Annotated in this window: 19 protein-coding genes; all 19 read right to left on the bottom strand. The window is 45.5% G+C overall.

The window, feature by feature from the left end; all coding sequences use genetic code 11:
• Window positions 1-21 precede the first annotated feature (21 nt).
• The 19 genes from ACSYSL_RS06725 to ACSYSL_RS06635 all read right to left on the bottom strand — a co-directional run bounded on the left by ACSYSL_RS06725 (window position 22) and on the right by ACSYSL_RS06635 (window position 22391).
• Window positions 22-591, bottom strand: a complete 570-nt coding sequence (locus tag ACSYSL_RS06725) for a YceD family protein (RefSeq protein WP_491708644.1) — start codon at window positions 589-591, stop codon at window positions 22-24.
• A 3-nt stretch (window positions 592-594) separates the two neighbouring features.
• Window positions 595-1782, bottom strand: coding sequence for a nucleotidyltransferase (locus ACSYSL_RS06720; protein WP_010690548.1), 1188 nt, complete (start codon window positions 1780-1782; stop codon window positions 595-597).
• Complete coding sequence (locus ACSYSL_RS06715; protein WP_491708643.1) at window positions 1779-2540, bottom strand: class I SAM-dependent DNA methyltransferase; 762 nt, start codon at window positions 2538-2540, stop codon at window positions 1779-1781. The genes ACSYSL_RS06720 and ACSYSL_RS06715 overlap by 4 nt, the downstream gene beginning before the upstream one ends.
• A gap of 61 nt (window positions 2541-2601) precedes the next feature.
• Window positions 2602-2967, bottom strand: coding sequence for a ribosome silencing factor (gene rsfS, locus ACSYSL_RS06710; protein ID WP_010690551.1), 366 nt, complete (start codon window positions 2965-2967; stop codon window positions 2602-2604).
• 9 nt (window positions 2968-2976) lie between these two features.
• Window positions 2977-3567 (bottom strand): bis(5'-nucleosyl)-tetraphosphatase (symmetrical) YqeK, encoded by a 591-nt coding sequence (gene yqeK, locus ACSYSL_RS06705; protein WP_010690552.1) that lies wholly within the window; start codon window positions 3565-3567, stop codon window positions 2977-2979.
• An 11-nt stretch (window positions 3568-3578) separates the two neighbouring features.
• Window positions 3579-3893, bottom strand: coding sequence for a ribosome assembly RNA-binding protein YhbY (yhbY, locus tag ACSYSL_RS06700; RefSeq protein ID WP_010690554.1), 315 nt, complete (start codon window positions 3891-3893; stop codon window positions 3579-3581).
• The gene (yqeH, locus tag ACSYSL_RS06695; RefSeq protein WP_491709097.1) at window positions 3893-5059 is read right to left on the bottom strand and encodes a ribosome biogenesis GTPase YqeH; all 1167 of its coding nucleotides are present in this window, start codon (window positions 5057-5059) and stop codon (window positions 3893-3895) included. The genes yhbY and yqeH overlap by 1 nt, the downstream gene beginning before the upstream one ends.
• A gap of 7 nt (window positions 5060-5066) precedes the next feature.
• On the bottom strand, window positions 5067-5618 hold the full coding sequence (locus ACSYSL_RS06690) for a YqeG family HAD IIIA-type phosphatase (protein WP_491708642.1): 552 nt from the start codon (window positions 5616-5618) through the stop codon (window positions 5067-5069).
• A gap of 106 nt (window positions 5619-5724) precedes the next feature.
• Complete coding sequence (locus ACSYSL_RS06685) at window positions 5725-6369, bottom strand: aggregation-promoting factor C-terminal-like domain-containing protein (protein WP_010690557.1); 645 nt, start codon at window positions 6367-6369, stop codon at window positions 5725-5727.
• A 135-nt stretch (window positions 6370-6504) separates the two neighbouring features.
• Entirely contained in the window at window positions 6505-7824 is a 1320-nt protein-coding gene (locus ACSYSL_RS06680) for an APC family permease (RefSeq protein WP_010690558.1), read from the bottom strand.
• Window positions 7825-8024: 200 nt separating this feature from the next.
• Window positions 8025-10904: an excinuclease ABC subunit UvrA gene (gene uvrA / locus ACSYSL_RS06675; protein ID WP_491708641.1), complete on the bottom strand. Its 2880-nt coding sequence runs from the start codon at window positions 10902-10904 to the stop codon at window positions 8025-8027.
• A gap of 60 nt (window positions 10905-10964) precedes the next feature.
• Window positions 10965-12977, bottom strand: coding sequence for an excinuclease ABC subunit UvrB (gene uvrB, locus ACSYSL_RS06670; protein ID WP_187753738.1), 2013 nt, complete (start codon window positions 12975-12977; stop codon window positions 10965-10967).
• A gap of 106 nt (window positions 12978-13083) precedes the next feature.
• The gene (locus tag ACSYSL_RS06665; protein WP_491708640.1) at window positions 13084-15198 is read right to left on the bottom strand and encodes an LTA synthase family protein; all 2115 of its coding nucleotides are present in this window, start codon (window positions 15196-15198) and stop codon (window positions 13084-13086) included.
• Between the two features lie 25 nt (window positions 15199-15223).
• Window positions 15224-15478, bottom strand: a complete 255-nt coding sequence (locus ACSYSL_RS06660) for a YkuJ family protein (RefSeq protein WP_010690564.1) — start codon at window positions 15476-15478, stop codon at window positions 15224-15226.
• Window positions 15471-16499, bottom strand: a complete 1029-nt coding sequence (locus ACSYSL_RS06655; protein ID WP_491708639.1) for a lysylphosphatidylglycerol synthase transmembrane domain-containing protein — start codon at window positions 16497-16499, stop codon at window positions 15471-15473. Before ACSYSL_RS06655 ends, ACSYSL_RS06660 begins: the two co-directional genes overlap by 8 nt.
• A gap of 10 nt (window positions 16500-16509) precedes the next feature.
• Window positions 16510-17577 carry an LTA glycolipid anchor biosynthesis glycosyltransferase, IagA/BgsA family gene (locus ACSYSL_RS06650; protein WP_010690567.1) on the bottom strand — a complete coding sequence of 356 codons (1068 nt, stop codon included), beginning with the start codon at window positions 17575-17577 and terminating at the stop codon, window positions 16510-16512.
• 1 nt (window position 17578) lies between these two features.
• Complete coding sequence (locus tag ACSYSL_RS06645) at window positions 17579-18814, bottom strand: glycosyltransferase family 4 protein (RefSeq protein ID WP_491708638.1); 1236 nt, start codon at window positions 18812-18814, stop codon at window positions 17579-17581.
• An 81-nt stretch (window positions 18815-18895) separates the two neighbouring features.
• Complete coding sequence (locus tag ACSYSL_RS06640; RefSeq protein WP_491708637.1) at window positions 18896-20662, bottom strand: ABC transporter ATP-binding protein; 1767 nt, start codon at window positions 20660-20662, stop codon at window positions 18896-18898.
• Window positions 20655-22391: an ABC transporter ATP-binding protein gene (locus ACSYSL_RS06635; protein WP_491708636.1), complete on the bottom strand. Its 1737-nt coding sequence runs from the start codon at window positions 22389-22391 to the stop codon at window positions 20655-20657. Before ACSYSL_RS06635 ends, ACSYSL_RS06640 begins: the two co-directional genes overlap by 8 nt.
• Between the last annotated feature and the right edge of the window lie 66 nt (window positions 22392-22457).

The raw sequence follows: 22457 nt of genomic DNA, 5'->3' as shown, positions 1-22457 counted from the left end.
ACCATAAGAATGGCCATTATCTCATTTTTTGAAAAAATCATCTAATTTTGCAAGGCGCGGATCCAATTTTGCATCATTTTCAGCGTTTTCACCTTCACTTGCTTCCACAGGGTGTTCTTGCATGAATTCTGCTTCGGAAATGACTTGCCAATCTTTTCCTTCCGGTAAAGGTGCACCAGCTTCTTCCTCAGGCGTCAACACTTGTAGTGGTAGTGCTGAAACAATGTTATCTAAAACAGCCTGACTCAAATCAACAGCATTGTTGACCAGTGGAAAGACCGCCTCATCTTCTTCAAACCGATTAATTTTTTTAGGATCTTCTACATACGTTTCATGGATTGCGAGGTCCGTTGCCCATTCAACGGGGGAAAGTGATCGAGAAGATGGCAAAGTCAAATCCGCGTGAAAGCTAGCAATTAACAAGTAATCGTCTTGATCATCCATCTGGATCGTCCCCGTTACCTTGACGGGTTTTGCCGAAAGAATCAAATCAGAAAAACGTTCTTGAATGGCTGGATTTAAATCCAACGTTTCTTCAAAGTGAAGTGGTTCATTACGGTACTTTTGTAATTGTTGACGTGGAAATTTCATGAATTAATTTTCCTCCTTGATATAGTGAATGGGGCGACGAGCTAAATCCTGCCCCTCTTGGCTGGCCGCTTGTCCTGCCAAGAGTTGCCAAACCAAGCCAGCTTTATAGTCCAAGCGCAGATTCGCCTTGGCTAGCCCCTGGTCAACACGAGAAATAATTGGCAATCGAGCGCGCCGCTTCACTTCAGACAAATAGGCCTGTCCTTCGTCCGTAAAGCCAAGCAATCGTATGTAGGAATCGGCCATCGCCGCCTGCATCTGATCAACTTTTATATTTAGCAAAGTATACAGCATCGTCCGTTGCATTCTTGCAAAGGTATACCGTTTAGACTTCACAGCGCGGATAAAGGACTGATAGGACTGTGGCGCCTCTTTGGCAGTGGCAACCCCCACCAGACGATACTCAAGTCCTTCCGCCATTTGATAAACCTGCCCCAACTGACCAACCGTGTCCGTCAATAGGCGATAACGGAGTAAATCAAAGAAAGGCTTTTCAAAGCCAAGGCTTGTTGGCTTTTCCTTCAATGCCTTCAAGGTATCAGCCGGAACGACTTTTTCGACCTTTTCCCACTTACCTTTGTGCAGGGCAAGTCTTATGGAAGAGGCCGAGGCAATGTCTTGTGCTTCGTCAATTAATTGATCGTGATAAGCCGCCTGTTTACGAGCAATCGGATGCAAGTCCATCTCGACGTCACTTGCCAATACCGCTTTGGCGTAAGAGAAAGCCAGAATATCATTCGGATCCTCTAGTTTAAAACCAGTTTTCTCTTCCAGCTGAGCTGCATAAGCCGACGCGAAGGTCTGTGTCCGATCCGTAAACTGACCCTCCGACTCAATCGCCGCCGCTTTTTTTGCCAAATCCATAAAGTCGACGTCTGGATGCTCTGAACCAAAGACTAAGTCATGGACACCCAAAGCCGCCAAAATTTGAACGGCTCCCTGTGCAAATAAGTGACCAGGTTGAACGGCATCAAAAACCGGCAATTCAACCATTAAGTCAGCACCATTATGCAGTGCTAACTTTGTTCGTTCCCACTTATCCAGAATGGCTGGCTCACCACGTTGCACAAAATTACCAGACATGACAACGACCGCCACATCAGCTCCTGTTACCCTTTTGGCCTCCTGCAAGTGATAGGCATGCCCGTTATGAAAAGGGTTGTATTCTGCAATGATTCCAACGGCTTTCATGCTTTTTCTCCTTTTTGACAGATGAAGAACCAACGACTATCGCCATCATCAGCTTTCTTTTCACCAAAGTCGGCTAGTGCTTGTATTCTTGTAAAGCCAACCCGCTTCAGTGCAGCCAAATAATCAGCCAACGGATAAGTTTGCTCATGATGCACTTCACGAACCAACCTAAAGGCATCCAACCGTTCATCATAGAGGAAGAATTTCAAATCGTGATCGACCGAGTCCGGTTCTTCTCCAAAATAAGTGGTCCACATAAATATTTTTTCAGGATCTTCATCGTTGTTATAGCAGAAATTATCGTAATCAACGTTCACCATTTTGGGCGTAATGACGTCAAAAAGGAAGCTGCCGCCTTCTTCTAAATGTTCGTAAGCTTGTTTTAATCCCGCTTCAAAATCAGCGGGCCCAGGCAAATAATTCAAGGTATCGGCAAAGGACACAATGGCTGGATAACGCTCTTCCCAATCAGAAAAATCCCGAATATCCGCTTGCAAAAGTCGTAAATCGACTTTGGCATCAGCTGCATGTTCCTGGGCTAACGCGAGCATCGGTGCCGAAATATCAAGCAAGTCAACCTGATAACCAGCCTGAGCCAATAAAACGGCTAGGCGGCCAGCGCCACCACCAAGATCCAAGATTTTTCCAACCGGCACGTTCTCTTTAACAAACTCTGCCCACTCAAGGTACAAATCACCATCAAAAAGTGCATCGTACAAACTAGCAAAGGTTTGGTATGGTTGTTCTTCTGAAGCCATTGAGTTCCCCTTTCCGTAGAAAAGGCCACTCAGGAAACTGCATCCCAAATGGCCATTTTAATTATTGTGCTGTCACGTATTGATCAATGTCAATACTCTTAGCGTCGTACCACAATTTATCAAGGTGGTAAAAGTCGCGCGATTCTTCATCAAAGATGTGAACAATCACGTCACCCAAATCCAAAACCACCCAATGGGCTTGTTCAAATCCTTCGATGTGATCAATTGGATAGCCAGCTTCAACAACCGCCTCCTTCACTTCACGTGCAATGGCCTGCACCTGACGTGTTGACCCAGCGGAGGCCAAAACAAAGTAATCGGCTAAGAGCGAAACACCCTGCATGTCCAACGCCGTGATGTTTTCACCTCTTTTGTCATCGATTGCTTGCAACACCGTGTGCAACAAACCATTTTTTTCGTCCGTCATAGAATCTCCTTATTTACTTAGGTATTCTGCCCAATCGTTGTAGGCGTCAAAAGTCTTTGGATAGATTACGTGTTCTTTTCCAGCCAAATATGACAAGGTATGTGCTAATTGGTAAAAGACACCCTGATTCAATGATTCATCAGTAATTCTTCGCGCCTCTTCAACACCCGGAAAGTGGCGACCAGTTTCCAAATAGTCAGCCATGAAAACCACTTTGTCGAGCGTGGTCATGTCATGATGGCCAGCCCCCGTTGTGTGTAAACGGATGGCTTCCAAAATAGCCGGATCATCAATTTTTAATTCATCGTGAACAAATTCAGCGCCAACCACACCATGCCAGATGGGGTTTCCCCACTTCTTTAATGATGTTGGCAAATGCTTTTCATCAATCTTTGCCAAAAATTCTGCTGCCGTTCGTTCTTTTGCATAATCATGGACTAAGCCCGCCACAGCAGCTTGCTTTTCATCCAAGCCGTTTTGCTTGGCTAATTTCACAGCATAGTCACTAACCCGCAAACAGTGCTCATAGCGATGTTCGGACAAATGTGTTCGAACAGCTTCTTTTAATGCTGCTAGTTCCTTTTGATCAACTGCAACCATGTTCATCACTCCTATGCCAAGCGGTTTACTTCAATCGAATACTTCACGTACTTGGCGTCATTTGCTTCTTTGTATAAGAGAACGGTCTTTCCAATGACCTGTGGCACCGTAATCGTTGAGTGCTCTTCGATAAAAGCGGCTAACTCCTTAGCAGTCCATTCCGCTCCCTGTTGAACATTAACTTTAGCTAATTCTCGCTTGGCCAAGGCTTTTTCAACTTCAGCCAACCATTCTTCCGAAGCACCGGCTTTTCCAATTGAAAAAATGGGCGTCATGGTATTTGCTTGTGAGCGCAAGTAGCGCTTTTGCTTTCCAGTTAATTGCATTAAATCATTGCCTTTCTCAAAAATACAGAAACACCAGTAGGTGCATACCCCTTAACGGTCACACCGGCAGGAAGGGTGATAAAACCTAATCCAGCAATCACCAAGTCAGCGGCTGTTTTGGTCTTAAATTCGTGACTAATTAGTCCGCTATCTGCTGATTTTGGTACAGGGGTCAGCAAACCACCCTGATGTTTCTCGTAAAATTCGTCAGCACCGACCAACTTTGTCCGATGCAAGTTTAAGTTGTTTTCAAAGTAAAAAGTGACACCAGTCTTGGCATCTTCCAGACCAGTGATCAAATCGAAACGAGCCAGTCCACCGATGAAGACAGTCTGTCCATCGTTCAATTGGTACGTTCTGGCCTTAATTTCGTTCTTAGGAAGCACGTACTTCAAGTCCTTGTCAGTTACCTGATGTGCGTACTGATCCGCCTTAATGATACCGGGCGTATCAATCAATGAGCGACCATCATCCAATGGAATGGCAATCTGATCCAGAGTCGTTCCAGGAAAACGTGAGGTTGTGATTAATTCCTGCACGCCAGTCTTAGATTTAATGATTTGGTTGATCAAAGTCGATTTACCAACGTTCGTAGTTCCAACCACATAGACATCCCGACCTGCTCGCAGTTCATCAATCTTATCCAAAATCGCATCCAAATTAGCTGGATGCGCAGCCGAGGTCAAATCAACTGCCACTGGTTTAATTCCCTGATCCTTTAACTGACCACGAACCCAGTCCTTAATTTTGTTGGCTTTCAAAGACTTTGGTAACAAGTCCACCTTATTTCCAATCACATAGATTGGGTTATCCTGACCGACAAAACGTGGCAACCCAGGAATCGTTGATCCAGAAAAATCAAAAAGGTCTAAGACATAAACAATTAGGGCCTTCGATTCAGAAACCTGGTGGAGTAACTTAATAAAATCATCATCCGTCAAAGACACTGGTTGAATTTCATTGTAATGGCGTAACCGGAAGCAACGTTGGCATAGCAATTGTTCAGACTCCAATTGCTTTTGCAGAGCAGACATTGGCAAATAGCCCGCTTCTTTTTGATCAGTCGTCTGCATTCGAGCACCACAACCAATGCAGTAGAGACCATCCTGCAAGGCCTCTTCCACCTCTTCTTTGCTGGCAACTTGTTTCGTTTCGTTTTCTAGCATGAACGCCTTAATCTTTCTTTGCTTCGATGGCATCTGTTAAGGAATCGTAGAAAATAACACCATCTTTTTTATAAATAATCTTCTTCGCCTGGTTTTCAATAAAACGGTTAATCCAGGTTTGCCACATATCAGACTCAATCAGTCGTTCAACCAGAACAGAAGGTACACCGGCCAAATGAGCAGCCCAAACATCAGTTAGCATCTGATCGCCTACCATGACCACTTCGTCTTTTTTTAATTGACGGTCATGTAGCACCTTTAAAATACCGCGGGGCAACGGTTTCAAGGACCAAGCCACGTAATCGACTTCTAATCCACCGACTGCTTTTTTTACGCGATCCCAAGTATTGTTTGAAACAACAATGACCTCAATACCCGCCTCTCGTGTCTCCTTCAGCCATTCATGCAGTTCTGCCGTACCATTAGGATTATTCCATGCCAATAACGTATTATCCAAATCAGTTAACACGGCCTTAATACTATGCTTTTTTAACTCATACACGGATAAATCATACACGGATTTCACGCAGTAAGTGGGTTTTAAGAAATTTAGGACCATGGCTCTACTCTCTTTTTGATTTAGCCTTATTATACACGAAAAACGGACCCTACTGCGACAAAAAAAGACCCCCAAGGGAGTCCTTTCATAAATAAAGAAACTTATTTTAATACCAACCGTTTGATTGGAAATGGGAAATCGCATTTGCAACAGATCCATAACGTCCTGCAATGTATCCTTGCATAGCCTGCAACTGGACGGCATAGTTACCATGGTAATCTTGTCCGCCGGCATAGGTTGCATAAGCTGATGCTGACAACTGACCGATTCCGTAGAATGAGCCGTTTTGTGCATTGACATTACCACCAGATTCGCGTTGAATCAACCAGTTAATGTCACCAGATGCATCGGATGATGTTGAGGCAGTGGTCGTCGCAGCAGCAGTAGTTGAACTAGCTGCTGAAGAAGACGATGCTGCCGTCGAAGTAGCCGTGCTTGGCTGCGTACTTACTGCCGTTGTCTGAACAGTAGCGGCGCTACTATCAGATGATTGGCTAGCAGTGTCAGAAGCAGTATCTTGAGTTGTTGCTTCTTGATCAGTCGCTACATCTTGGCTGGCAGCCGTTGTTTCCAAACTCTTAATGTTATCAAGTGAAGACACAGCAGTCTTAACCGTCTTACCATTAACTGAGTTTGAAACCTTTGCGGCTTGGTCAGTCGTGGACTTTGAATTATGAAATTGTTGGTGAACAGCTGTCAATGCAAGACCGGCAACTGCAACGCTCGTAAGTAAAATTTTATTAAACATCATGTCTTACAGTATCCCTGTCGTAGATTATATGAAAATTAAAACAAAATTTAATCTTCGGAAATCAAAGGATAATGTAATCAAACCTCCGTAATCTTTTCGTAAACTCCGCAAATGGCGGGCGTTTGTGTGGTGTTCTTAATTTTTTTTCTTATTCAGCCAGTAATACACTGGCCAACCCAATAATACTATGATAACTGAAATGAGTACGCCATGCAAATCGTTGATTAATTCTGAGATTTCAACATAGATAGAACCAATAATCGCAACGATAGGAATCCATGGGTAAAGTGGCATCGAAAAGTCACGCTTTTCACCTGCTGGATCTTTTCGGCGTAGGATGAAAGCCCCAATGAAAGCCAAAATATAGAACAAAAACGTGATGAAAACCGCGTAATCCGTCAACTGGTTCGGATCCGTTAGCCACATCATGGCATAACCAATAAAAATCATGAACCAGATTGCCGTGTTCGGTGTCTTGGAACGTTGGTTCAACTTGGCAAAGGTTTTGGCAAATGGAAAGTCACCCTTTCGCGCCATGGCAAAGAGCACGCGCGGAAATGAAACGACTTTTCCGTTCAAAGTACCTAACAACGAAATCAAAATAGCGACCGAAAGTAAGCGACCTCCCCATAAGCCAAAGGCTTGTTCAGCCACATGGACCGTGGCGTTGGAACCTAAGGAAACAATTTGATCAGCCGGTAAAGCCCGGTAAGTCCCATAAGAAACGCCAACGAAGGCCACAATTACAATTAAAATACCGTAGACAATGGCTTTTGGCATTGTCTTTTGTGGGTTGCGAATTTCACCTGAAATGTTTGCCAACGTAACCCAACCATCATAGGCAAAGAGTGTCGCCAAGACGGCAACACCGAAACCACCGCCAGAAGTTTGCATGGCTGTTGAAACCGTTTGTGACAGCGCGTCTTCTTTTCCAAAGAACAAACCGTAAATAATCAAGGCCACAATTGGCAACAACTTAATCGTTGTCGTCAACACCTGGAAAGAAGCCGAGTTCTTGTTTGGCAAAGAATTAATCAAGCCAATGAATCCCAAGCCAACCATTCCTGCCGGTACCGACCAAACGTGATTAATGCCGAAAAGCGACGTGAAGAGCAAGCCAAGGTATGCCGCAATGGCTCCCATCATGGCAGGGCCGTAAAAAACGACCTGCATCCAACCGGCCAAATAACCAATCGTTTTTCCGTAAAGCTTCGTTAGGTAGATATAAATCCCACCCGTCTCTGTCATTTGAGACCCAACTTCGGCAACGGTCATCCCAGCTGTCAAAGTCAAAATGCCACCAGCCAACCAGGCCAGCAAGGCCGAGGATGTTGAACCAGCCGTTTGTAAGACCGATCCCTGCTTAAAGAATATTCCGGAGCCAATGATCGTCCCAATTACCAAAGCGAGTGAGGACCAAAGACCAAACCCCCGGTTTAGTTCTTCTTTTTCCATTCTGCGACCTCCTTTTTTGCACAGATTTAAACTTTAAGTATTTTAACATGTTTTTAATCTAAGTGGTAAAAAAGGTTACAAAGTCCTTTTCTTCACAAATAAAAAAAGGATGATTTTCGATTAGAAATCAGCTAGTTGAAGCCTTTTTGTTTTCTTTTTGAACAATAAAAAAACAGCATTTCTGCTGTTTTTAAAAACCTTTATGACTTCTTCTCCGCCTTTTCCCGGGCAATATCACGTTCCATGATTTGCTTGAGGTATTTAGCTGTATAGGAGTCCTTGCTCTTAGCGACTTTTTCGGGAGTACCCGTGGCGATAATTTGGCCACCACCGGCACCACCCTCAGGACCTAGGTCGATAATCCAGTCAGCGGACTTGATTACATCCAGGTTGTGCTCAATGACGGTCACGGTGTTACCATTGTCAACCAGACGGTTCAAGACAACCAGCAGGCGCTCGATATCGTCGGTGTGCAATCCAGTAGTTGGTTCGTCTAAGATGTAGATCGTCTTACCGTTTGTGCGTCGGTGCAGTTCGGAAGCCAGCTTCATCCGCTGTGCTTCCCCACCTGACAAAGTCGTCGCCGACTGCCCCAACTTGACGTAGCCCAAGCCGACGTCAACGATTGTTTGCAAACGACGAGCAATCTTCGGAATGGGAGCAAAGAAGTCTAAGGCTTCTTCTGCTGTCATATCCAAGACATCGGAAATTGTCTTGCCCTTATACGTCACTTCCAGGGTCTCGGAGTTATAGCGCGTGCCATGACAAACTTCACAGGCCACGTAGACATCAGGCAGAAAGTTCATTTCAATCTTGATGACCCCGTCACCGCGACAGTTTTCACAGCGGCCCCCCTTAGTGTTAAAGGAGAAACGGCCCTTGGCATAACCACGCAGCTTGGCTTCGTTAGTTTGGGCAAAGAGTTCGCGAATGTCATCAAAGACACCGGTGTAGGTTGCGGGGTTCGAACGGGGTGTCCGTCCAATTGGCGACTGGTCGATATCGACGACTTGTTCGACGTTTTCGACTCCCTCCACCTTGCGGTAGGCACCAGGCTTATTCGAGTTCTTGTTTAGCTTTTGCTTCAAGACACGCTTCAAGATGGTGTTCACCAAAGTCGACTTTCCAGAGCCCGAAACACCAGTCACGGCCACGAACTTACCAAGTGGGAACTTGGCCGTCACGTTCTTCAGGTTGTTTTCCTTGGCTCCGCGAATGATGATTTCCTCACCATTACCCTTGCGACGGGACTTTGGCACCGGAATGAACTTCTTACCAGACAGGTACTGACCCGTCAGTGACTTCGGATTGGCCATCACTTCAGCCGGAGTGCCGGCCGCCATGATTTTACCGCCAAGGGAACCAGCGCCCGGGCCGACGTCGATTAAATAATCGGCCGCGTTCATCGTGTCTTCGTCGTGTTCAACCACGACCAGTGTGTTCCCCAAGTCACGCATCGCTTGCATGGAAGCCAACAGCTTGTCGTTGTCGCGTTGGTGCAAACCAATCGATGGCTCGTCCAAGACGTAAAGAACGCCGGACAGGTTGGCACCAATTTGCGTAGCCAAGCGAATTCGCTGGGATTCCCCACCGGACAACGTGGCAGCGGACCGTGACAAAGTCAAATAGTCCAAGCCAACGGACTGGAGGAAGCCCAGGCGGTCCCTGATTTCCTTCAAGATTGGCTTAGCAATTTCCTCGTCTTGCTGACCGAGTGTAATGCTGTTAAAGTAGTCAATTTCGTCGTTGACTGGTAGGTTGGCCACGTCACCGATGTTTTGTCCAGCGACTTTGATGGACAAGGCCGCCTTGTTCAACCGGTAGCCGTGACAGGCCGGACAAGTCAACTTGGTCATGTACTGGGCCATGACATCACGGGTAAAGTCCGAGTTCGTTTCCTTGAAACGGCGGGCGATGTTGTTCATGACCCCTTCGAAAGGTTGGTCGACATCGCGAACCCCACCAAAGTCAGAATTGAAGTGGAAGTGGAATTTCTTGTCACCCGATCCATAGAGAATCAGCTCCTGCTGTTCCTTCTTCAAGTCCTTAAAGGGTGTATCCATGTCAATCTTAAACTGCTCACAGAACTGTTCCAACAATGCAGGATAGTAATTCGACGAAATCGGATTCCAAGGCGCAATTGCTCCCTCCCGCAAAGTCAGGCTATCGTCTGGAATAACCAAGTCAATGTCGACTTCCTGATTCGAACCTAATCCCTGACAAACCGGACAGGCCCCGTCGGGCGCGTTAAAGGAGAACAGTCGGGGTTCCAGGCGACCAGGACGGAAATCCTTCAAGTCACCCAGGTAGTGGTCCGACATCCGAATTGGCGCTTGCGCTTCCTCATCACCGCGTGTGACTGGTTCCAAAACGACAAGACCGTTGGCCAAGCCAGTGGCGGCTTCGATGGAATCGAACAGTCGCGAGCGTGAACCGTCCCGCATCACCACCCGGTCGACCATGACCGAGATGTCGTGAAACTTGTTACGGTCGAGGTTGACATCATCAGGGCCGTCGAGCTCGATAATTTCGCCATCGACTTTGGCACGGAGGTACCCCTGCTTTTGCATCTTTTCAAAGGTCTTTTGATGTGTTCCCTTTTTATGTTCAATCACGGGTGCAAAGACCTGTAAACGCGTTCCCTCTGGTAAATTTTTTTGTGCGTAATCCACCATTTGATCGATGGATTGCAGAATTTTGGTGCCATCAGCGGGATCATCTGGCTTTCCAACACGAGCAAAGAGCAGACGGAAGTAATCAGCAATCTCGGTTACCGTTCCGACGGTTGAGCGAGGGTTATTCGAAGTTGTCTTCTGATCAATCGAGATGGCCGGTGAGAGGCCATCAATGGAATCGACGTCCGGCTTATCCATCTGTCCCAGGAATTGCCGAGCATAGGCCGACAGTGATTCCACGTAACGACGTTGCCCTTCGGCATAGAGTGTGTCAAAAGCCAAAGAGGACTTACCGGAACCGGATAAGCCAGTCACAACGGTCAAGGAGTCCTTTGGAATATCGACATCGATGTTTTTTAAATTGTGGGCCCGAGCACCACGAATTTCAATTTTATTCTTAGCCATGTTTTCCTCTACTTGCTAAAAAGCCCATCACTGGGCTTCCTGTTTAAACAGACTCACTAACTAGCGGCCGGCCTGTTTTTTTAATTTCATGATGTTATCACGGACTTTCGCAGCGGTTTCAAAGTCGAGTTCCTTGGCAGCCGCCTTCATTTGCGCTGACAAGTTCTCCAAGATATCCGTTTGATCCGACTTTGGTAAGTCGGCAAAGTCGACCTCCGTCATGTCGACCGACTCCGTTTCCTCACTTGGCCGATCAGCACGGATCAAGTCACGAATGTCCTTTTTAATGGTTTGTGGCGTAATACCATGTTCCTTGTTGTAAGCCATTTGAATCTCACGACGACGAGCCGTTTCATCCATGGCTTCCTTCATGGACCTGGTGACCTTATCCGCATACATAATCACGTGACCATTGGCATTACGAGCCGCACGACCAATGGTCTGAATAAGGGAACGAGGATTACGCAAGAAGCCCTCTTTATCGGCATCCAAAATGGCCACCAAAGACGTTTCCGGCACATCGATTCCCTCTCGAAGCAAGTTGATGCCGACCAAGACATCGTACTTACCAAGACGCAATTCGCGAATAATCTTCGTTCGCTCCAGCGTTTTAATATCGGAATGCAAGTAAGCAACCTTAATCCCGACATCTTTCAAATAATCCGTCAAGTCTTCTGACATCCGCTTGGTCAGTGTCGTAATGAAGACACGCTCATCACGTTCAACTCGCTTGTTAATCTCGCCAACTAAATCATCAATCTGCCCCATAACTGGTCGAACTTCCACTTCAGGATCAAGCAGACCAGTTGGTCGAATAATTTGTTCCACCACGTCTTTTTTGGGGACGCGTTCAAGTTCATAGTCACCAGGGGTGGCCGACATATAAATAATTTGGTTAACGTGCTTTTCAAATTCCGGCAACGTTAACGGCCGGTTATCCAAGGCAGAAGGTAAACGGAACCCGTAATTAACCAGTGTTTCCTTGCGGGCCTTATCGCCATTATACATACCACGAACCTGTGGCATCGTCACGTGACTTTCATCGACAACAATCAAAAAGTCATCTGGGAAGAAGTCAAGCAGTGTATAGGGTGCTTCTCCCTTTTGGCGACCGTCCATCCAACGCGAATAGTTCTCAATTCCTGGCGTAAAGCCCATTTCTTGGAGCATGGCCAGGTCGTATTCCGTTCGCTGACGAAGGCGTTGTGCTTCGAGTAGCTTCCCCTCTTTTTCGAATTCCTTTAGACGTTCTTCCATTTCCTCGCGGATACCAACCAGAGCCTTCTTCATCCGGTCATCGTCGGTCATAAAGTGCTTAGCGGGATAAACCGCTACATAGTCTTTTTCGGAAACAACCTGTCCGGTTAAGGCATTAATCTGACGAATCCGATCAATTTCATCACCAAAGAACTCCACCCGCAAAGCCAATTCATCTTGTGAAGATGGAAAAATCTCAATAACATCACCGCGAACACGAAAGGTTCCACGCTGAAAGTCAATGTCGTTACGCGCAAACTGGACGTCTACCAGGTCGTGCATTAACTGGTTACGACCGTACTCGCTGCCGACGCGCAAGGAAATGACGTGATTCTTATACTGGTGAGGATCACCCAATCCAAAGATTGAAGAAACTGAAGCCACCACAATGGTATCATTGCGCTCAAAAAGCGAGGCCGTCGCCGAGTTTCGCAACTGATCAATTTCATCGTTAATGGCCGAGTCCTTTTCAATGAAAGTATCAGAAGAAGGCACGTAAGCCTCTGGCTGATAATAATCATAATAGGAAACGAAGTATTCAACCGCATTATTCGGGAAGAACTCTTTCAATTCGGAATAGAGCTGACCCGCTAGGGTTTTGTTATGTGACAACACTAAAGTTGGTTTATTATTTTGAGCAATGACGTTGGAAATGGTAAAGGTCTTTCCGGTACCAGTGGCACCAAGAAGGATTTGCTCCTTTTCGCCATCCTTCAGCCCTTTCACCAACTGCTTGATGGCCTTTGGTTGGTCACCAGTGGGCTGGTACTTTGAAACAACTTCAAATTTTTCATTCTCTCGTTTTGGTGCTACCATGAGGCCTCCAAACTGTTAAAACACTTATTTTATTATAGCAAAAAACGAACAGATGTTCTATAACACAAATCTGTTCGTTTTTGAGTTCAATAACCAATCAAGAAGCTTACTTTAGTTCCGGTGCATCGGTTTCGTATTCGTTCACCGTCGACTGACCGTTGTTTTTAGCAAGCAAAGAGGTCGGGTTTGATTTTTGGTTTTGCTTCAATTGCTTGAGAGCAGAAGCCTTTTGATAGTCATAGGATGACTTATTCACTGTATAGGAGTTCAACCTCGATTTATCGAAGCGAAGCAAGTCGCCTGTAATGACTTTATCGGAATAAGACAAAGACTTATCCGCGTATGCCTGTACTCGTGCAGCCGTTGCTTTCAAAGCCGGATTAGACTTCATGGACAGCTTTTGGCCCGTCTGAGTATCATAATAGTCATTTCGATACTTTGTGTAGGTTGGGGTCACCCAATCACCATTTCGGAAGACAACCGTTTGTGGGTTTTGCTGTGAAAGCAAATCATGACCGAAAATCGTCATGCCATCCGTTGATACTCCAAGCAAATGCAGGAGGGTCGGCATCATATCAATTTCGCCACCATAAGTGTGGTTAATGCCACCCTGCAAGCCAGTGCCGTGAATCATGAACGGAACCTTTTGGAAGTTGGCCAAATCGTAGTTATCAACGGAATCCTTACCAAGCAACTTCGCAATGGCCGGTTGGTGGTTTTCAGAAATTCCGTAGTGGTCACCATACAAAACAAAGGTTGAATTATCGTAGAGGCCGGTCTTCTTCAGGTAGGCCATCAATTCACCAAAGGCTTGATCCAAGTAGTGAGCCGTTTGTACGTAGCCATCCACTGTTGAATCCCCTGTCTGGGTTGCTGGGAAAGTGGCGTTCTCCTTATCCAATGTATATGGATAGTGGTTGGTAACCGTGATTAACTTGGCATAGAACGGCTGAGGCAATTGCTCAATGTATTGCGCCGTATCCTTCAAGAAAATCTTATCTTTCAAACCATACCCAACGGAGTAATTGGCCTTGTCAGCGTTTGGATAGTAGTTCTTTGAGAAGAAGTAGTTATAACCAAAGGACTTATAGGTGTTATTCCGGTTCCAAAATGTTGAAACATCGCCGTGGAAGGCAGCGGATGTATAGCCCTGCTGACCAAGAATTCCCGGCATGGACTCGAAGGTATTGGCCGTTCCGTACTTTGTCATGGCTGAGCCGGTCGCCAAACCATACAGCGAATTTTCCTGCATCATTTCAGCATCGGAAGTCTTTCCCTGTCCAACTTGGTTATAGAAATTATCAAAAGAAAGGGTGTTTTGATCATGGTAGAAAGCATTCAAGTTCGGCGTTACTTCCTGCCCATCGACTTTATAATCAATCAAGAATTGTTGGAAGGACTCTAAGTGAATGACAAAGACGTTCTTCCCCTTTTGACTGCCATAGTAGCTGGCATTGGCCGGAATGTTGTTTTGATTAATAAAGTTCTGAACCGTTTTCAAATCGCTAGCCGTCGCCTCTTTACGAGAGTCAGACTGCTTCTTCGTTTGAAAGGCGTTAAAGGCCGCATATTCATTCAAACCCAGATACTTAACGATGTAGTTATTATCAAAGGACCGTGTCAGCAAGCCCGAGCGGTCAACCGAAGCAATCCCAAAATCAACCAGCATCAAAGCAACACCCAGACAAGTGGTCAAGAAGGCGTAGCGCTTCAAAATTTTCTTCTTGTCAATTGGCCAGAGCTTAAAGAGTAAGAACACGGCTAAAATAATTACATCGACATACACAAGAAAGTCGGTTGGCCTAATAATGGCCGCAATGGACTTTCCAAGGTTATTCCCCGTTGATGAACCCGAACCAAGAATGCCGAATGACAGGAAGTCTGAGAACTCACGATAATAGAGCATGTTGGCAAAAAGCCAAATGGTCTGAATTAAGTTGAACAGCCAGACGAGGAAGTAGGCTAGCCGTCCACGGAAATAAAGACCAATGCCAAGTAGAATAATAGCGGTTGGAATCGGATTTAGAGCTAGCAAAAACAACTGAATGGGACCGGAAGCCCCCAAAGAAAAGTTAAAGAAGTAATTGAGATAGGTCTTCAACCAAACGAGAATTAAATTTAAGACAAAAAAGCCAGTCAGGCTCGACCTCCAATGTTTTGACGCTTTCACTGTTGACCAATTCAAGCGCTGTTTAATCGTCCCCATAAAGTTACGTAACATTTCTTTATTCCTCACAAAAACTGACCTAAAAGGTCAGTTGCACATCACGAAGTAAATCGTATATTTCAATTGCCACTAAATCAATATCATCAAAATGGTAGTGCTTTTTTAATCGATGGTCGAGCACATCCCACTCTTGGTTTTCTTGATCATAGGTGACTTGTAACAGTTCCAATCCATAGAGGTCAAAACGTCGTTTTTGATACCGACCATCCTTTGACTTTTGCATCGCAGAAAGGCGGTTTAAAATATCTTGTAATTGACTCGTTTTTTCAGGCATGATGTCCTTCTTTTGTTGGAATGACATAAGCCAAGATTCCAGCAAACAAACCAAAGTAATAGGTAATCAAACGCCAGATCAAAATCACTAAGACCAGCGTTGCCGGGTTTTTCACGAATGGTGTAAAGAGTAATTGAAAGGAAATTTCAGCCCCACCCACTCCACCAGGAATTGGAAAGAGGGAAATAACCATCACAATCATAATGTTCATGGCGATAATCAACCACGGATTAACCGTACTGTAGCCAAAGGCTCGGATAACAAAGTAAGGGACCACGTAAAGCGCAATCAATTGCAATCCAGTATAAACCGTAGCAATCGACAATGAACGTGTTGAACGAATCACCCGCTTTGATTCCTCATGGAAGCTACGGATTTTTTCTTCTGAACGCTTCTTAAAGGTCGAAATACTGTCACCCTTGTAAAACCCTGAGACTAATTTAGCACCCATGTCCACGACTTTCAAGGACAAAGTCGGCCAAAACATCACCAATAAAATCCCGATAATCACAACGGCATGGATGGCAATGGCAAAGGGAATGAACGTTGCAAAAGCCGGATTCACGTTTTCATAAATGAAGTGATCTGCAGCAAAGTAGCCAACGATGAAAAACAAGACAACCACCACTTGGTACACCAAGAACTTCATTAAAATAACGGAAAGCGCTCGTGAGGCTGGGATGTTACCACGAGTCAGCCCGTAGAGTTGTGCAGGTTGACCACCCGTTGCAAAGGGTGTTAAACCAACACCCAACTGATTCATCAGCGGGACCCGCATCAACGTACCAAACGAGGTATCCGACCGGTCTTGCTTGCTTAACAAGGCATGGGTAGCAAAGGCTTCAAGAATTAGGGAGAGTATCATCATCGAAAAAGCGATGAGCAGGAAACGCCAATCAAGTACCTTTAAGGCAGCTTCCAATTGTTTTCCCCGACCGGACAGTTCGTTCACCAAATAGTAAATCACTAGTCCGGTTGTCAAGAGGACAACGAGAGCAGAAAGTTGGTTTCGGCGTGACATGTCAGACTCCTTAGACTGTTTGATCGGACAAGTTGATATCAACCGTCCCGTTATCATTGAGTGGTAAGCGTTTGTCTGCAAGCGTTGCTCGATAAACATCATCGAGCACCCGTCCGATTTGATGCAAATCACGCTCTTTCGCCACCTGGTAACCGGCCTCAGTCAAGTCAGGGCGATTACCAGCCAAAATCGCTTGCATTTGCTTATCAAAGTCATCCAAGCTTTCTGCCTTATAACAGTTTTCCTGGTCGACTAACCACCCATCGTATACCGGAATATCACGCACTAACAGTTTCTGCTTAGAGGCCAAGGCCTCTAACACCACAATACCTTCGGTTTCTTCATAAGAAGGATAAAGGAATAAATCAGCAGCGGCGAACGCCCCTTTAATAATGTCACCAGTAATGTAACCAGGAAAAATCAAATTAGCCGGGTGATGCTCGATGACATGGCGAACCTTCCCGGGGACAATGGCCAAGTTTGTATGACCAAACCAAATAAAGGTGATTTCTGGGTGACGCTTGGCCAGCTCGACAAAGTCGAAAATCCCCTTTCGTTCGAAGAAAAGGCCGACGGACATCACGACTTTTTGATCAGGTTGAATATTGAAATATTCTTTGTAAGCCTGAACTTGCTCTTCTTTATAGCCGTACTTGGCCAAATCAATCCCATTGGAGACTGGATAGATTGGTTGCGTTAGCCCGTAGTTTTCAAGTAAGGACTTGGAATATGGTGTCGGAGTAATCAGGGCATTTCCTTGCTTGTAAAGTGACACAAGGTATTTCTTGTAAAATGGCGCCAACAGGTTCGAACCGAAGAAAGAATTTCGAAAATCCTCATAAGTTGAATGGGCATGATAAATAACTTTTTTACCCATTTTGTGTGCTTTTTTAACCATTTGCATGGAGCGCAATCCGTAGGTATTGATGTGCAAAACGTCGTAGTCAACACACTTGGGGTCAGTTGTTACGGTAACATCCGCCACTGGACCAAGCGCAGCCAATTGCAAACGCATTGCACGGCCAATCCCCGATTGGGCAATCAAGTTTTGGTTTTCAAAGTATAGCAGGACTTTCAAGTCAATTTCTCCTAAAAGGATTTCGTAAAAGGCGTTTGATATAACCAATTTCGTCATCGTTCAATTGATCAGAATCATCGGCCTGTTCATCTTGTTTATAGTTTTGGATTACTTCTTTGTAAAAGGCAAGAACACGGTTCGCAAAGGTGTCTGCGTCAACGTTCTTAACGGCTGCTCGGCGAACTTGCTCATCTTCTTTCGAATCAGGGCGCTTCAGGTATGACAAGACAGCATCAATGAAACCGTCATAGTCATCAACCAGCTTCCCAATGGCTGAATCCGTCACCAACTGATCAAGATATGGTGAGTGGATGGCCACGAAGGGGCGGTCACAGGCCAGAGCTTCAATAAAGGTCAAGCCCTGGGTTTCGGAATCAGACGAAGAAACAAAGACTGTTGCTAAGCGGTAGTAATCAGCCACTTGGTCGTGATCAACCATTCCAGTGAAAGTAATCGCGTCTTGCAGACCAAGTTCTTCTACTTGATCCTGAAGTGACTTTTTAGCAGGACCATCCCCCGCAATCAACAAGCGCGCATCGGGCATTTGTTCCAAGATTTCAGAAAAAGCCGAAATCGTCATGGCAATGTTTTTTTCAAAGGCCAAACGCCCAAGTGACAAAACGACTGGGGTACCGGGTTTAATCCCGTACTTAGCGTGTAAGTCTTCCCTACCAGAACCCAGTTCCTTAATGGCAACACCGGTTGGAATGACCGGAATCGGAATGTCATCGACGCCATATGAAAGTAAGCTTTCTTTCACCCGTTCAGAGGGGGCAATACAACCGTCCATGGACTTGAGGTAGGCCTTCATCAGATGGGAAACGGTCGAAGGCTTAATTAGCATTCCCTTCGCAACGTAGTGAGTATAGTCCTCATACATGGTGTGATAGGTGTGAATAGCCGGAATCTTCAGTCGCCTGGCAACGTACTTACCAATTAGACCAAGTGAAAACTCCGTCTGAGTATGCACAATATCCAGCTTCACCTCTTTGGCAATTTCAACAGCCTGGATCAACCCGCGGAAAGTCAAACGGCGGTCTTTAAAGCCAAAGTATGGCAAGGAAGAAAAGCGGTAAATATGTGGTTCATCAGCATCTTTACTAACTTTTGGATCCGTTGTTGTAAAAATATAAACTTGGTGCCCCTGAGCTTCGAGTGCATCTTTTAAGGTTTGGATAGACGTTGCCACACCTGATACTTGCGGAAAATAAGTATCTGTAAATAATCCGATATTCATGCCAAGCCCCCATTCATTCGCGAAGTTAAACGTAGTGCCAATATTATACCATCTTTCGAAATGGCAGCCAAAAGCCCATATCTAATCAAAGACCATCTGGTTGTAATAGAGTTCGGAATAAAAACCTTTTTCGGACAGCAACTGCTCGTGTGTCCCCTTTTCAATGACCCGACCGTCTTTTAAAACAACGATTTGATCGGCAGACAAGATTGTCTTTAACCGGTGGGCAATCACAAAGGACGTTCGGTCCTTCATGACGTTTTCCATCGCTAATTGGATTTTCGCTTCCGTCACAGTATCAACATTGGCCGTCGCTTCGTCTAATATTAGCAAATCAGGGTTTGTCAGAATGGTTCGAGCAATCGACAGCAATTGCTTTTGACCAGTCGAGAATAGGTTATCCGCCCCCGTCACCTGCGTATCGTAGCCATCGGGTAAGCTCATGATAAAGTCATGAATGTTGGCCTGTTTGGCCGCATCTTCAACCTCTGCCAAAGTCGCTTCGGGCTTTCCAAAGGCAATGTTTTCACGAATCGACTTTGAAAAAATAACGGACTCCTGTAAAACAATGCCAACACGGCGCCGCAACGATTCCAAATCAAAGTCTTTTATTGGTGTCCCATCATAGGTAATCTCACCTGAGTTCAAGTCATAGAAGCGGTTCAGCAAATTCATGACCGTGGTCTTTCCTGAACCGGTTGGTCCCACCAGGGCCACCATCTGCCCCTTCTTCACGTCAATGGAGACATCCTTTAGAATGGGGCGTCCTTCTTGGTAGGCAAAGTCAACATGCCTTAAAGCCACACCACGTTTTAATGGACCAGCCTGCAAATGACCGGCGTTCACTTCATTTGGCATCTCCTCGACATCTCGAATCCGGTTTGCCCCAGTAATGGCTAACTGAAGTGGGTTATAAATGGCCGTTAACTGAGAAATTGGCTGGAAATATTGTTGAGAGTAGGTAACAAAAACGACAATTAAGGACAGACCAGCGGCCTTATCCATTCCATTATGGATCACTAACCACGAACCAAAGAAAATCACAATGGCTAAGTTTAAGAGTGAAAAGCCCTGCATCAAGGGTGAGAGGAGTCCTGAATAGAACTGCCCCTTTTGGCTGGCTTGACGAACCGTTTCGTTAAATGGGCGGAACGATTCAATCGATTGTTCTTGCCGACCTTCCGCCAGTAAGACCGCTTGACCGGATAATTGTTCATTAATGTAACCATTTAAATCACCGGTAGCTTGCTGCTGCTTTTCAATTTGCTTACGGGCCTGATTAACAATGACCAACGCAACTACGATGGCAACCGGTGAAAGGGCCATCGTTACAAGCGCCATTGTCAACGACTTTTCAAGCATCATCCAGATGATGCCAAGGAAAAGGACACCTTGAGAAAAAATTTGAAAAACGGCAGAATTCATGGCATTGAACACGTTATCCAAATCAGAAGTGAACAAAGACAAAATCTTCCCGTCCTGGTGTGAATCAAAATAACGAATCGTCTTCTTTTGCAAATTAGCGAAGAGGCCGGTTCGCATCTCACCAACTGAATCGGAGGAGACCCGTGAAATAATCAGCCCGGACAGAACCAATCCAATTTCTGAAAGCAAGTAAAAGAGCACCATTCCAATCAATGCCTGATAAAAGTCGTGTAAAGACGCATGGGCACCTGGTGTAAAGGAGGCCGTCAAGTATTTTGTTAAGCCGGAAATAGCATCCCCAAGATAAAGTGGCGCCTTAATCTGGGCATAGGTCCCCAACAACACGAGGGTAGCCGCCAAAATCAAGCCCTTCCAATAGGGCATTAAATAACTTGTAAAATAGCGAACCGCGCGTTTAATCATTTTCTTGCCCCTTCCCTTTTTGACTTTGATAAATTTCTCGATAGACCGGACTGTTTGATAGCAGCTCATTGTGTGAACCAACGCCGACGATTTGACCAGCATCAAGCACAATAATCTGATCTGCATGAATGATTGAAGCAATCTTTTCGGCAATAATGACCTTCGTTGTCTTTTGAAAGTCGTTAGCCAAAACATCTTGCACACGGCGCTCTGAACGAGCATCCAAGGCGGAGGTTGCATCATCTAAGATGAGCAAGCGGGGCTTTTTCACTAAGGCCCGGGCCAAAGAAAGGCGTTGCTTTTGCCCCCCTGACAAGTTCGCAGAACGTTCCGCAATTTCATGTTCCAATCCATCCGGGTAAGCATCAACAAAGTCAGCAGCCTGAGCTGCATCAACTGCTTCAGCCATTTCTTCCGGACTAGCGTCTTCCTTGCCCATCTTTAGATTAGAAGCAATTGTTCCTGAAAACAGAACTGGCTTTTGCATCACAATGGCCACCGACTGGTGCCAATCAGAGGAAGCAATTTCTTCAATGGCATGGCCATCTACCGTAATCTGCCCAGCATCTGCCTGATAAAGTCGTGCTAGTAGCAAGGCCAGTGTGGACTTTCCAGAGCCGGTCGAACCGACCACACCCAGTGTTTGCCCAGCAGGAAGTGTAAAAGAGAGGTCATGTAGAACGGCATTTTCGGCTTTCGGGTAGGTAAAGGAAACATCTCGAACTGTCAGTTCCTTGGTTAAAAAGTGCTCTTTAGCCATTGCTAGCTGATTGCCCTTTTTCTGATGCTTCGTCTTTTCCGCCATAATCCCCGCAATTCGTTTCAATGAAACAAAGCCACGGGAAGCAAAAGTCGAAATCATGCCCAACATCAAAAGTGCCATCAAAATCTGATTCAAATAGGTAATGAACGGTGTGATTTTAGCTAACTGATCTGGCGCTTCTTTAATCGACGTCGAAATAAAGAGCATTGCAGCCGCGATTGCTGCGTAGGAAATCAACATGAAAATTGGGAACATCAAGTTAAAGAGGTAGCCGATTCGACGGTTTACATCCGTTAGTTCCTGGGTGTTTTGGGCAAAGGATGCTTCCTCTTGCCCTTGCTGATTAAACGATTTCACGACCCGAACACCACTCAAGTTTTCCTGTGCGAGCGTGTTATTTTGGTCAATTAGTTGCTGTATTTTCCCAAAATAACGGCCCATCATGGCAAAAATCCGTTTGGAAGAAAGCACAATCAAGACAATCATGAGGAGCACCACCCACCAGAGAGAAGGTAAGGTCCAGATGGACAAAATAATGGCCCCAACAAAAAGAATAGGCACTCGCAGCACCATCTGTAGGGATTGCATCACCAACTGTTGCACCTGGTTAATATCGTTGGTTAATCGAACGACCAGGTTGGCCGAACTATAGGACTGCACCTGTTCCAGTGAAAATTGTTGAATTTTTTCGTATTCGGCCTGACGAATATCAGCAGCCACGGATTGTGATACTTGCGAAGCAAAGTAGGTACCGGTTACACCGGCGACGATACCGACCAAAGCAAGCGGTAACAGATAAAAACCATTTTTTAAAATCAAGTCACTCTTGTCAGCAATGATCGCTGCCATCATTTTTTCCAAAAACTGTGGTTGCGTCAGTGTTGCTAAAGCCATCATCGTCACTGCTAAAATAGCAACCGTTATTTTTTTCCAGTAGGGCCTTGCATAGGTGATTAGTAGTTCCATCGATTTCTCCCCATTCAATCATCTTTTTTTAAAAAGGACTCTTCTTTAAGAAGAGTCCTTGAACGT

The sequence above is a fragment of the Fructobacillus sp. ESL1129 genome (assembly GCF_058507945.1).
This window is presented reverse-complemented; position numbering and strand designations above follow the sequence as displayed.